Raw genomic sequence first — 12,350 nt, forward strand, 5'->3', positions numbered from 1 at the left:
TTAGCTCGTCGTGGCGATCAGATCGTTGAGAATGTTCCGTAAATAAGTGCGATTCGACAGGATCTCGCGCATCTGCTTCAAGACCTGTTGCTTCTCGGCCCGCACATCGTCGCCCTCGGTCCGAGCCTGCAATGCATCCCACCGGCCAAACAGGCCGAACAGCTCCGACTCCATGTCGCGCTGCCGCTGCTCCAGGCTCTCCCTGTCCCGCGCAAGCTTCGTACGGAGCGCCTCGATCCCCGGTGACCGATCGTCGGGCGCCTGGGCTTTATATTCTTCCAGGTCTTCCTGCAATTCCAAAATCTCCTCGAAGAGGTCGGCCGGCGGCGAGGTGCGGATGTCCTTGACGGAACCGGCTTCGAGCTGGACGAGGTACTCGGCGCGACGGATCGGGTCCTTTAGTGTTCGATAGGCGGAGTTCAACAACGCCGCATTGCCGAGACTGATCGCCTGCTCGGTGGAGGTCTTCTGTTGAAAGAAGTCAGGATGAAACAGTCGACTCAGTTCGTAATAGCGGCTTTCCACCGTCTCAGGATCGATCTGGAGCAATCGCGGCAGGCCAAGACACGTGAAATAGTCCAGCTCCTTTGACAGCGGCTGAACCTTCACGCATTGCTCACAGAAATACTCACCCGTCATCGCCGATTGGCAATGCCAGCACATGCTCCGCGCCATCTGCAATTCGGAGCGTTTGGTGGCCGATTTCGGGATCTGTTCCATCACGCCCTCAGCACGGACGCGCCTCCGGCAAGTGGCACTTGCCATACAGCGGCCCCATGGATGGGAAAAGGGATCAGGCCGAGAAGGATTCTCCGCAGCCGCAGGTCTTATTCGCGTTCGGGTTGACGAATTTGAAGGCACCGCCCATGAGATCCTTGTGAAAGTCGAGCTGGGTGCCTTGCAAGTAAATGGCGCTCTTGGTGTCCACGATGACCTTGATCCCGTCGATCTCGTAGACACTGTCATAGGGGCCGATCTTGTCATCAAAATTGATCGTGTAACTCAAGCCCGAGCACCCCCCGCCCTTGACGCCGAGCCGCAGCCCGCCCTCGGTCAGCCCTTGGACGTTCATCAGGCGCTTGACCTCTGTCACCGCGGCCTCGGTTAATGTCACCGCTGGGGTGGCTGTGTCTTGTGAGCTCATGGACCGCTCCTTTTGCTTACTTGCCCTCTTCCGATTTCTTCTTGTAGTCGGACAATGCAGCCTTGATCGCGTCCTCCGCGAGGACCGAGCAGTGAATCTTGACCGGCGGTAGATTCAATTCCTGAACGATGTCGGTATTCTTGATTTTGTACGCTTCCTCGACCGACTTGCCTTTCAACCATTCGGTCGCAAGGCTCGAGCTGGCGATCGCCGATCCGCAACCGAATGTCTTGAACTTCGCATCTACGATCGTGTCGTTCTGCACCTTGATCTGCAGCTTCATGACGTCGCCGCACTCCGGCGCGCCGACGATACCGGTCCCGACTCCTTCCTCATCCTTCTTGAAGGAGCCCATGTTGCGGGGATTGTTGAAATGGTCGACGACTTTTTCACTGTAGGCCATGATCCCTCCTCTACGCGCTCAACGTGTTGTCTTAATGTCTTAATGAACTGCCCACTGGACCGATTTCAGATCGATGCCTTCCTTCGCCATTTCATACAACGGCGACATCTCGCGAAGCTTCGTGACCACTTCGATAACACGCTTGATCGTATAGTCAACTTCCTCCTCGGTCGTGAACCGCCCGAGACCGAAGCGAATTGAGGAGTGGGCGAGATCGGACCCGACGCCCAGCGCACGAAGTACATACGAAGGCTCCAGCGTCGCCGAGGTACAGGCGGACCCCGAGGACAGCGCGATCTCTTTCATCCCCATCAGCAAGGACTCGCCTTCCACGTAGGCGAACGAGAGGTTGAGATTGTTCGGCAGCCGCTGCGTGGGATGGCCGTTCAGATAGACCTCTTCCAGGGCTTTCATGATGCCGTCCTGCAGCCGGTCCCGGAGAGCCGCGATACGCTTCGATTCGGTCGGCATCTCCTGCTCGCACAGCTCGATAGCCTTCCCGAATCCGACGATCAGCGGAACCGGCAGCGTCCCGGATCGCATCCCGCGCTCGTGCCCACCGCCGTCCATCTGCGCCGCAATGCGCACGCGCGGGGCCTTCTTCCTGACGTACAAGGCGCCGACCCCCTTGGGACCGTAGATCTTGTGAGCGGTAAATGACATCAGATCGATACCCATGTCCTGCACGTCCACCGGGATCTTCCCGACCCCCTGCGTCGCGTCGCAATGGAACAGGATGCCCTTCTCTTTGGCGATCTTCCCGATCTCCTTGATCGGGTTGATCGTGCCGATCTCATTGTTCGCCAGCATCACGGAAATGAGGATCGTCTTGTCGGTGATGGCGTTCCGCACATCATCGGGCCTCACCATGCCCATCTTGTCAACTGGAAGGTAGGTGACCTTCACGCCCTTCTTCGATTCCAGCCCCTTGCACGTATCGAGGACCGCTCGGTGCTCGGTCGCGCTCGTGATGATGTGGTCTCCCTTCTCATGGTACATCTCAAGCACGCCCTTGATGGCGAGATTGTCCGACTCGGTCGCCCCGCTCGTGAAGATGATTTCTTTCGGGTCGGCATGGATCAGGCGCGCAATCTGTTTCCGGGCGTTCTCGACCGCCTCCTCCGCTTCCCAGCCAAACGCATGGTTCCGACTCGCGGCATTACCGAATTTTTCAGTAAAGTAGGGAAGCATCGCCTCCAACACCCGCGGATCCATCGGGGTGGTCGAGTGGTTGTCCAAGAAGATCGGAAATTTCATCGATCAACTCCTTCTGCAGTGAGGGATTGCACGGTAATCAACGGTGACCCGGACATCATATCTTGCACCGTCATGCTGTTGAGTAGTTGACGAATGCTGTCTTGGATTTTCAGAAGTGGCGTACGAATGTTGCAGCGATCTCGCTGCTCGCACAGCGTCGTAGTCTTATCATGGTAACACTCGGTGATGCCGAGCGGCCCTTCGATCGCTTCCAATACTTGCGCAATCGTAATGGCGCTCGCGTTTCTTGCGAGCAGGTAGCCCCCCTTCGGTCCGTTCTGGCTTTCCACGATGCCGTGCTTGGCTAGAGTTTGGAGTACCTTCGCCAGCAGCTCGACCGGAATATGATGTTCTTCGGCGATCTCCTTGGTGTTGACGATCCGCGCTCTGGTTACGTCCCCGAACTGCACGGAACCAATATATTGGAGGGCCATCAGCGCGTAATCAGCCTTTTTTGAAAACTTCAGCAAGTGAGTCTCCGAGTCTTTTTGTCGGAGATCAATTTGATCGCCGATCAAAAAGGTCGGATTAAATTTTAGCATCAGATTGTAATTCGTGTCAATAAAAAATACTGGCGTTAATTCAAAGTGTTGAGGAAAAATTCGGGATGAACTCAGACAGGTCGGTATGGTAGAGTGCTTGTAAAACTCAGACTTTTAAGGTGCTCGTCCAATGGGCGGAATCAATCCTTACATCGAAAGAAGCGAGATTGAACTCCCGACCAAACCCTACACCGTCACGTTCATTTCGCCTGATGGCAGTCAGAAGCGGGTCGAGGTGCAGCCGGACAAGATTCCCTATGGACAGACGGGACAACCGGGAAGCATCTTGGACATCGCGATGGCGGCAGGCATCGACCTTGAGCATGTGTGCGGCGGGGTGTGCGCATGTTCAACTTGCCACGTCGTCGTGAAACAAGGTCTTGATTCGTGCAATGAAGGAACCGACGATGAGTTCGATCAGTTAGAGGAAGCCCCGGGTATCACTTTGCAGTCCCGTTTGGGATGTCAATGTGTGCCGAACGGAACGAAGGACGTCATAGTTGAAATTCCCGCGGTGAACAAAAACCTCGTCAAGGAAGGGCACTGACGACCTAGCGGCTTCCGCAATCTGCATTTCTCCACCATCCGTCCAACCTAAACACACCGCCGCTGTTTTGATGCTCACGGCCGCCAGAGGAGTACAGGGATGAGCCAAGTCCGAGTGCGATTTGCCCCGAGCCCAACCGGGTACCTGCACATCGGCGGCGTACGTACGGCACTGTTCAATTGGCTTTTTGCGCGGCAGCAGAAAGGCACCTTTATTCTGCGGATCGAGGACACGGATCAAGATCGCTCAACGGACGAGGCCATCGACGCGATCATCTCGGGAATGCATTGGGTGGGACTCGACTGGGACGAAGGGCCGTACCGGCAGACCGCGCGGGTGGACGTGTATCGACGGCACGCCTTCAAACTGTTCGAGCAGGGCCAAGCCTACTGGTGTGTCTGTACCGCGGAGGAGTTGGAGGCCAGACGAAAAGAGGCGGTTGCCAAAGGACTGCCGCAAAAATATGACGGTCGTTGCCGCGAGAAGGGCATCACTAACCCGACTGGCGAAGCCGCGTTGCGTTTCAAGGCGCCGCAGGCGGGCCAGACGGTCATCGAGGATCTGATCAAGGGCCGGGTGGTCTTCGACAACACAGTTCTCGACGACCTCATCATCCTGCGATCCAACGGCTACCCGACCTACAATTTTTCTGTCGTTGTCGATGATGCGTTGATGGGAATCACGCATGTGATCCGTGGCGACGACCACCTGACGAACACGCCTCGGCAAATACCAATGTTCCAGGCGCTGAGATTCACCGTGCCGCGGTTCGGCCATCTCCCGATGATTATGGGGTCCGACAAGACCCGCTTGTCGAAGCGCCATGGGGCAACATCGATTCTCGCGTACCGTGAGATGGGGTATCTGCCCGAAGCGATGATCAATTATCTGGCCAGACTCGGCTGGTCGTCCGGCGATCAAGAAATCTTCTCGCGCGCCGAACTGATCGAGAAGTTCTCGATTGATCATGTGCAAAAGTCAGCGGCCGTCTTCAACCCCGACAAGCTCCTGTGGGTCAATGCCTATCATATCCGGCATGGTGACCCGTCTCTCGTCGCAGAGCATCTCAAACCGTTTCTGGAGCAAGCCGGCTTTGGCGACGCCGTGAAGCGTGCGGAGCCGGCCTGGATGGAACGGCTGGTGGTGACCTTGCGCGAGCGGGCCCAGACGCTTGTTGAAATGGCGAAGGCTGCCGAACCGTACTTGGTCGACTTGCCCGTCATGGACCCCGAGCCGACACAGAAGTTTCTCACGCGTGCCATCGCACCGGCTCTCGAGCAACTTATCAAGCGGCTTGAGACGGTTTCCACATTCGGGAAGGAGACCATCGAACCGATTTTCAAGGCCGTCTTGGAGGAACAGGGCCTGAAGATGGGGCAGCTCGCACAGCCCGTCCGAGTTGCGCTCACGGGCCAGGCGATCAGCCCAGGGATTTTTGAAATCATCGAACTGTTGGGTCGAAACGCGACGCTCACTCGGTTACGCAGGGGGCTCGCCATCGCGCAAGGCGCCGATTCTTGACTCGCTGCCGCTGTTTCGATTAGGCTGCACGAGCGGTTGGGGGATCGTCTAGTGGTAGGACGTCAGACTCTGGATCTGACTACCTAGGTTCGAATCCTAGTCCCCCAGCCAACGTATTCTTTCACATGCGGAGCCGATCTGATCGGCTCCGCATTTCTCTTCTGCACAACCCGGCTGGTCCCATCGTCTAGCCTGGCCTAGGACGGAGCCCTCTCAAGGCTCAAACACGGGTTCGAATCCCGTTGGGACCACCAATTGTCATTTCGGCCCCTGGCGGCCACGAGCCGCCAGGGGTTTTCATAATCCAGCCACACGGTTCGGCCCGCCAGCCGAAGGTTCGAGCCAATCCGGACCGTCCACTCCTTGAGTGAGTCCAGATTGTCCGTGGAAGCCACGGCATGGGCCTGGTGAGCCGCGCCGACGAACCGCGCCAGCGGTTCGAGCCAATGATTCCCCTGCCGCTCAACCTCTGCGAGCCGCGCTGAGAGCGCCGACTTCTCCAGCAGGAGCTTTTCCTTCCGCGCTGTGTATTCCTCCCGTGAAATGACCGCCTCTAGGTGCGCATCAAGCAGCCGATCGAGCTTCGCCTCCAGCGCGGCGAGCTTGTCTTTCAGTGGTTGAGCGGCAGCGCCCGACGCATGGGATTCGGTCTCCTTCCATTCCTCGATCTGCTTGAGCATGTTCTCCGCCCAGGCGTCGGGCAGGGAGGCGGTTTGAACGGCCAGCCGAAGCTGAGCGGCAAGGGCCTCTTCGCGCACGTAGGGCTGAGAACACGGCCCCTTCTTCTTGGAGCAGCGGTAGTAGTGGTGGCCCTTCTGCCGCTCAGCGGTGATGGCGCACCCGCACTCCCCACAGCGCAGAAGACCGGTGAAGGGGAACAGATGCTTGCGTGTCTCTTGTGCCTTGCCACGCCGCGCCATCACTTGCTGGACCCGTTCAAACAGCTCCCGGGGAATCAGTGGCTCGTGGGAGCCCTGATACAGCTCGCCCTTGAAGCGAAAGAGCCCAATGTAGAACGGGTTCATGAGGAGCCGTTTCACGCTCGCGAGCACCGGGGGCTGCCCCGCACGGCTCACCAGGCCCCACGACGCGACAAGGGTTCTGATCTGCTGAAGTGTGTAGCGGCCCGAGGCGTACGCCTCGAACATCTGGCGGGCGAGCGGCGCCGTGGCCGGGTCCACCACGATGGTGCGGAGCCGGGGCTCATTCAAATACCCGACCGGCGGCTTGCCGGGGAACTCCCCCCGGCGGAGCTTCTGGCGAAGCCCCCGCCAGATGTTCTCGATGAGGTTGTCCACATAGTATTTCGACTGCCCAAACGCGATCGTCAGCATGAACTTCCCTTGTGGGGTGTTCTCAAACCAGAACGTCGGGAACTTGAGCGACGAGAGTGTGCCCGTATCTAAGAGATAGACGATTCGGCCACCGTCCACCGAGTTTCGGGCCAAGCGGTCTGGGTGCCAGGCAAGGAGACCCGCGGGGGCTTCGCGCTCGGCCAACTCGATCATCCGGTTGAAGACGGGACGGCCCGGAACCTTGGCCGACATGGACTCAGTGAACTCCTGGGCGATCGTGAGTCGCTCCTTGCGGGCAAACTCTCGGAGCTCCGTGAGCTGGCTCTCGATGGAGAGGATCTGCCGGTCGTCCTCGTCAGTGGACTTCCGGGCGTAGAGGAAGTATTTCGGCGGGTTCATAGCGGGGTGACCTCCTCGATCGCGTTTGGGCAGTCCCCATGTCGCGTCGTGAATGCTAGCCCTCATGATTCATGGCGGTTCATCGCGAAATCGCGCAGTCGCGTCGCGAGACAGGCGCGCGGAGCCGCGAGGGACTGAGGTGTACTTGAAACAGTACGGTGAGGGACTGAGCGGCGAGCCCGCCTGCTTGCACGCCGTCGGAGGCGCGTGCAGGCTTGTCGCAGCAGTGAATCCGCGATTGCAGCAGAAGCGTTCATGGATCATGCGGGCTCCAACTCGCTCAAAGGAGTGGGCTCCGGGTTGGCGCTGACCGTTGCGAAGCAACGGCCTCCTTCGGCTGGCAGGCCGAACCGTGTGGCTGGATTATGAAAACCCCTGGCGGCCACGAGCCGCCAGGGGCCGAAATGACAATTGGTGGACCCTTTTGCAAGGGGTTCGAACCTTCTTCGAGTCACAAAGTCCCTGATCGTCGCATTCCCACCGCTTGAACGCCTGTCACGCCCCTTGCGTGCGCCCATTTTCAGCTAGACTTGTGGTGGCAAGGGGGCGTGCCAGGCGCGCTCTGCCTCGGTCACTCGCCTTGCACAGGCTCTGAGGGTCTCTGTCCTCGGGCTCCAGCCCCAGGGGTCTTCCGCTGCCTGCGCGCAGAGCCCCTCTGGCGCCGCAAGGCTCGTGCCCTCGGCTTTCGGGTCGCGCAGAACTCTTCGGACTCTGAACCCACGCAAGCGGGCACCCCCATGCTTCAGCCCCGCTTCTTCGGGAATCTTACGTCGGCGCGTGCAGGCAGGCGGAAACCGCAGGTTGAGCCCCGAGCACGCCGACAGCCGCAACTGTTCGCCTTCACGGCTAGATGGTTACTCCCTTTTCTCGGAAGTGTGCCATGAGGCAGTAAATGCGTTCGATGTACGTCACAAAATGACCGAGGTTGGCGAGGAGTACCCCGCGATCGAGGTCGGGCACGATCTGCGGATGGCCGATCTCATTGCGCGTGATGCGGCAATAGTGGAACATGCTACCGATCACCGTCTCCAGATCCTGGGCCAGCACGCCATCTGTGGGTTTCGAGCCACAACTCTTGTATGAGCGGATGAATTCGTCCCATCTGACGGAGATCATGCGGTTGTTTATTCTGGGAAGAAACTTCTCCCGCTTCCCGGCATCGCTGATCGCATCGGCGTAAGACTGGATGAGGAGATTGACGGCTTTTTCGGATGCCGCGCCGAGCATGAATGCGGCTCCCAGGAGAGCGTCGGCTCGAATGCACCGGATCGCTTCCACCACAAAGGCGATGACAACAGGGTCGCAATCGGGTACCCGATCGCGAATCGTGTCGGGGAAACGGTCGATCTCGAAGGGAAGTGCTTGCCCGGGTACCGCAGCACCAGACAGGAGCGCGTCGCGCATTTCATTGAGAAGACGCTTGAGATCGCAGTCCGCTCCACCGACGACGATCTTCCCCGAGTTGTAAACACTCACGGCGGCAAGTTGTCCACGGCTCTTGATGGTGAGCTTTGTGCAGTACTGCTCTTCGGTCATCGAATAGTCGAGCTTCTGCCGCTCCAGGAAAGACGTGACCTCTCGGAGCATCTTCTCATCTGCAACAGGCATGTGGCGACTCACTCTCCCCTACAGCTTGGGCAGCGGAAAAGACTCCTGGTCCCTTCTCTGGCTTCTATGGACATAGGGGCAATCCGCATCTGCTACGCCCTCACTCTGACCAGAAGCTTTTCGATATAGGTTCCTTTATCTTCTTGCTGGAAGAGCACGTTCCGCGCCTCGAACTCGTCCTTTGTCATCCCGTCGTCCCACCAAGCGACCTCCGGGACGCGCGTGCTGGATACGATGAAGGAACTCAGCACCACTGCCGGGTCGCCAAGCTGGCGTTCCAGGTCCTTGATCGTCAGGTGGAACCGGATCTTCGGGTCCTCCGGGCCCTCGAGATTCCGCAGCCCCTTGGGGTCGATGAAGCTCACGTACTGGCGGTCGCCGGCCAGCATCCAGAGGATGAAGTCGGGATAGAAGTTGCCCGCCTCGAAGAAACCGATGCCGCGACCTCGGCTCATGTTGCGGAGCAGGTAGAGCTCCTTGCCCTTGAGGGACTCCTTCTTGGCCTCGCAGAAGGTCTGCAGGTCCAAGACGAAATCGCGCTCGCCCTCGTTCTCCAGCACCACCGGCTTGACCTCGATCAGGTCGTTGCCGACGTAGATGAGCGGCTCGTAGAGATGCCGCCCGAAGGCGATGGCGTGCAGGGACTGGAACTCCACGTTCCGCAGCTTGCCCGCCTCGATGAGCCCCTTGATCTCCTCCAGCTTCTGGACGATGTCCTCGCGCGACTGCTCGATGAGCAGCCGGTACTCGCTGATGAAGTTGGGATCGTCCTCGGACAGCTCCCGGTACTCCAGGTGGTCGCCCTCGAATTCCTGCGTCCTGAACTTGTAGTAGCGGTCCAAGTACTTCTTGAAGAGGGCCGCCGCGATCTCCTGCCAGCGCAGAACCTGCTGGAAGGACCGGAAGTGCATCTCTTCCTTGGGGATGAGCAGCACGTACCAGTCCTTCCGCGCGAGCAGGGTGGCCAAGTTGCGGCGCGGCAGGGTGAGGTTGTGCCAGGCACGCTCGTTCTTGAACTGCTGGAGTTCGAAGTAGATGGCGTCGAAATCGAGAAACGCCAAATGCCGTTCCTCGAAGAAACCACGATCACGTTCCGCCGCCTGCCCGTTCGTCCCGCCGGCGCCGCTGGCCATCGCCTGGAGCTTGGGATACCAGTCCACGACGACCGGATGCCGGACGAGATACTCGGGCGGCTCGTCCAAGGCGGGCTTCGGCCCGTCTTTCTTGAAGTCGATGCCCTCTTCAAGCCGGACCATCTTCAGCTTCTTGCTCCCCAGGTTCTTGATCACCGGGAGCACGAACTCGATCCGGTCCTCGTTCGCCGGGAGACCCTCGTCCTCGAGGTACTCCTTGAACTGGCGCATGTAGTCCGCGCGGATGCCGAAGATGTTGAGCGTCTCCAGTGTCTCGATATTCTTGGGCGCGGCCTGTCCCTCCAGCCTCCGGCTGCGCTTGAGCGAGAAGTCCTTCCCCTTGAGCCGGACGCCGCGACCGAAGAGCTGGATGATCTGCGGCCCCTCGTTGTGCCCGATGTTCATCAGGCCCATGGTGCTGACCCGCCAGCTCGACCATCCTTCGGTGAATTTCTTGGACCCGATCAGGATGTTGATCGTGGACGCCTCGTCGTTGAGGGCCCGGAAGAGGGAGCCCGAGAACTCCTTCTCCGTCACGACCAGTTCCTCCTGCTCCTCGCAGAGCTTGCAGAGCGCCGAGGCGTCGCCGACGTTGATCACGCCGAAGGCCTCGTTGTCACCCAGTCGAAGCGCGACCTCGCCGTCCGTACCCTTCAGATTCTCGACGTGCAGCGCGGCCGTGGTGGGGGCATTGAAGAGCACGCGCAGGATGTCATCGAAGACCTGATCGGAGGAGAGACCAAGTGTGTTGAGATACTGGAACGCGCCCTGGAACAGGTCACGCCCTCTGGCGTCTAGGAGGCCCGAGCGTCCAGCGAGTAGCCGCTCGATGGACGCGACGCTCTCGCCGCGCTCCCGCACGAAGGTCGCCAGGGAGAGAAGGATATCCACGACGTCGGAGACCTTCCGCCGGTTCTGCGTGCGGACCGCGTTGACGCTGCCGCCCACGAAGATCCAGAGCGGGCGCTCAATCAGGAACGGCTGGAACGTGCCGGCCTGCTCCCGATAGAGCTTCAGTTGCTGATAGAACGAGAGGAGGCAGGCGGTCAGGTATTGCCGCCGCACCTTCTCGTCCGAGTCGTCGGCCAGGTTCAGGATGCGGTAGTCCTTCCCGTAGCCGTCGCCGTAAAAGTACTTGTAGGAGTAGTCGAACAGGATGCACTTGGCGTAGACCTGCTCCAGGGCGCGGTTCCCGCTGGCCTTCATCGCCTGGCCGAAGGTCGCGGAGTATTCGAAGGAGAATCCATTCTCGCAGAGCTGATTCCGCTTCTGCATCCAGGCGCCGATCTCCGTGCCGCTGGTTCCGCGATGCCCCTCGTCCACGAGGACCAGGTTGTTCCCCTCGAAAGCGTCCACGGCCACCGTCTTCTCGCCCATCTCTTCCCGCAGCTTGTGGATGTCGAGGATCTTCACCGCGGGGCCGGTGAAGAGGCCCCGCCCCTCCTTCGAGAAGAGCTCGGCCTCGATGCCCGAAAGCTCGAATTCTTCCCGATGCTGGTGGGAGAGTCCCTCGTTCGGAGTGAGCAGGATGACCCGGTTCACCGGCCTGCCCCCGTACCGGGTCAGATAGTGCTGGTACTGGAGGATGTTGATGTGCATCAGAAGCGTCTTGCCGCTTCCGGTCGCCATCCAGAAGGCGACCTTGTTGAGGTCGGGAAGCCGGAATTCAGAATCCAGAATTCTGTCTCCTGTCTCCTGTCTCCTGACTTCCAAAAAGGCGTTCAGTTGCGCGAGCAACCCTTCCGGATCCCGGAAGTACCGGTCGAGATAGATCTCGGCGAAGAGCAAGGCCAGGTACTGGAAGTACTTGGGATAGAGGAACGGCCCCGCGTGGTTCCGCCGCTCCGTGATCCGCCGCCAGTGGCGCACGATGTTCTGGTCGTAGGCCAGAAGCACGTCACGTGGTAGCTCAGGGCGATCAAAGAGCAGCGCCAACTGGTGGTAGAAGCGGCTGACGTTGTTCTCGTCGAACCCCTCCAATTCCGGGGCTTTCAGGTTGGCGGCCAGGCGCTCGAAGCTAGACACCCCGAACAGCGATAGCAGCCACTGGTGGAGCACCAGCCGCTGCTCGAAGCGCAAATTTACCGCAGAGGACGCAGAGGAGCGCGGAGGAGTTCTTCTTTTCATAGGCCGTTGACCATGCGTTTGATTCCGTCTTTGAGATGAAGGACGTTGAAGTTAATGAGCAATCCAAGCTTCTTGCCGCTCAACTTGAGATATGACAGAAGCTGAGCCTCGTGGATCGGCGCGATTTGCTCGACGGCTTTCAATTCGACAATGACGGCGTCCTCCACGACCAGGTCCAGCCGATAGCCAAGATCAATCCGCACGCCGTCGTAGACAACCGGCAGTGCCACTTGTCGCTCGACACGCAATCCACGCTTCCGCAGTTCATGCTCAAGACACGCCAATTAAGCGTTCTCCAGCAAGCCAGGTCCCAGCGCCGAATGCACACGCATCGCCGCATCGACCACCTGCCCGCTGATCTTGTTCAATTCCAT

9 protein-coding genes, 2 tRNA genes and 2 pseudogenes are annotated in these 12,350 nt (G+C 59.3%); 4 read left to right on the forward strand and 9 right to left on the reverse strand.

Annotation, left to right across the window (positions count from 1 at the left end; all coding sequences use genetic code 11):
- The 5 genes from hscB to AC1U7K_RS03365 form a co-directional block, all read right to left on the reverse strand.
- Entirely contained in the window at positions 1-720 is a 720-nt protein-coding gene (gene hscB / locus AC1U7K_RS03345; protein ID WP_480249376.1) for a Fe-S protein assembly co-chaperone HscB, read from the reverse strand.
- A 73-nt stretch (positions 721-793) separates the two neighbouring features.
- Positions 794-1,144, reverse strand: coding sequence for a HesB/IscA family protein (locus AC1U7K_RS03350; protein WP_480249377.1), 351 nt, complete (start codon positions 1,142-1,144; stop codon positions 794-796).
- A gap of 16 nt (positions 1,145-1,160) precedes the next feature.
- Positions 1,161-1,547, reverse strand: coding sequence for a Fe-S cluster assembly scaffold IscU (gene iscU / locus AC1U7K_RS03355; protein ID WP_480249378.1), 387 nt, complete (start codon positions 1,545-1,547; stop codon positions 1,161-1,163).
- Positions 1,548-1,586: 39 nt separating this feature from the next.
- On the reverse strand, positions 1,587-2,804 hold the full coding sequence (locus AC1U7K_RS03360) for an IscS subfamily cysteine desulfurase (protein WP_480249379.1): 1,218 nt from the start codon (positions 2,802-2,804) through the stop codon (positions 1,587-1,589).
- Positions 2,801-3,346 (reverse strand): RrF2 family transcriptional regulator, encoded by a 546-nt coding sequence (locus AC1U7K_RS03365; RefSeq protein ID WP_480249380.1) that lies wholly within the window; start codon positions 3,344-3,346, stop codon positions 2,801-2,803. The genes AC1U7K_RS03360 and AC1U7K_RS03365 overlap by 4 nt, the downstream gene beginning before the upstream one ends.
- A gap of 130 nt (positions 3,347-3,476) precedes the next feature.
- Between AC1U7K_RS03365 and AC1U7K_RS03370 the strand changes: the two genes are divergently transcribed.
- The 4 genes from AC1U7K_RS03370 (at position 3,477) to AC1U7K_RS03385 (ending at position 5,668) form a co-directional block, all read left to right on the forward strand.
- Positions 3,477-3,893: a 2Fe-2S iron-sulfur cluster-binding protein gene (locus AC1U7K_RS03370; RefSeq protein ID WP_480249381.1), complete on the forward strand. Its 417-nt coding sequence runs from the start codon at positions 3,477-3,479 to the stop codon at positions 3,891-3,893.
- 99 nt (positions 3,894-3,992) lie between these two features.
- Positions 3,993-5,414: a glutamate--tRNA ligase gene (gltX, locus tag AC1U7K_RS03375; RefSeq protein WP_480249382.1), complete on the forward strand. Its 1,422-nt coding sequence runs from the start codon at positions 3,993-3,995 to the stop codon at positions 5,412-5,414.
- A gap of 37 nt (positions 5,415-5,451) precedes the next feature.
- Positions 5,452-5,525, forward strand: a tRNA-Gln gene (locus AC1U7K_RS03380).
- A 65-nt stretch (positions 5,526-5,590) separates the two neighbouring features.
- Positions 5,591-5,668: transfer RNA gene (locus AC1U7K_RS03385), tRNA-Glu, on the forward strand.
- A gap of 543 nt (positions 5,669-6,211) precedes the next feature.
- Here the strand turns inward: AC1U7K_RS03385 and AC1U7K_RS03390 are convergent.
- The 4 genes and pseudogenes from AC1U7K_RS03390 to AC1U7K_RS03405 all read right to left on the reverse strand — a co-directional run.
- A pseudogene (locus AC1U7K_RS03390) lies at positions 6,212-7,174 on the reverse strand (recombinase family protein); the annotation flags it as partial.
- Positions 7,175-7,954: 780 nt separating this feature from the next.
- Positions 7,955-8,716 (reverse strand): hypothetical protein, encoded by a 762-nt coding sequence (locus AC1U7K_RS03395; protein ID WP_480249383.1) that lies wholly within the window; start codon positions 8,714-8,716, stop codon positions 7,955-7,957.
- A 92-nt stretch (positions 8,717-8,808) separates the two neighbouring features.
- Positions 8,809-11,907, reverse strand: coding sequence for a DEAD/DEAH box helicase family protein (locus AC1U7K_RS03400; protein WP_480249384.1), 3,099 nt, complete (start codon positions 11,905-11,907; stop codon positions 8,809-8,811).
- Positions 11,908-11,972: 65 nt separating this feature from the next.
- Positions 11,973-12,350: pseudogene (locus AC1U7K_RS03405) on the reverse strand (GxxExxY protein).

The organism is Nitrospira sp. Vd2, assembly GCF_979581665.1.

Excerpts from the sequence above, each read along its gene's own strand:
- hscB (WP_480249376.1), bottom strand. The coding sequence starts at position 720 with ATGGAACAGATCCCGAAATCGGCCACCAAACGCTCCGAATTGCAGATG.
- AC1U7K_RS03350 (WP_480249377.1), bottom strand. The coding sequence starts at position 1,144 with ATGAGCTCACAAGACACAGCCACCCCAGCGGTGACATTAACCGAGGCC.
- iscU (WP_480249378.1), bottom strand. The coding sequence starts at position 1,547 with ATGGCCTACAGTGAAAAAGTCGTCGACCATTTCAACAATCCCCGCAAC.
- AC1U7K_RS03360 (WP_480249379.1), bottom strand. The coding sequence starts at position 2,804 with ATGAAATTTCCGATCTTCTTGGACAACCACTCGACCACCCCGATGGAT.
- AC1U7K_RS03365 (WP_480249380.1), bottom strand. The coding sequence starts at position 3,346 with ATGCTAAAATTTAATCCGACCTTTTTGATCGGCGATCAAATTGATCTC.
- AC1U7K_RS03370 (WP_480249381.1), top strand. The coding sequence starts at position 3,477 with ATGGGCGGAATCAATCCTTACATCGAAAGAAGCGAGATTGAACTCCCG.
- gltX (WP_480249382.1), top strand. The coding sequence starts at position 3,993 with ATGAGCCAAGTCCGAGTGCGATTTGCCCCGAGCCCAACCGGGTACCTG.
- AC1U7K_RS03395 (WP_480249383.1), bottom strand. The coding sequence starts at position 8,716 with ATGCCTGTTGCAGATGAGAAGATGCTCCGAGAGGTCACGTCTTTCCTG.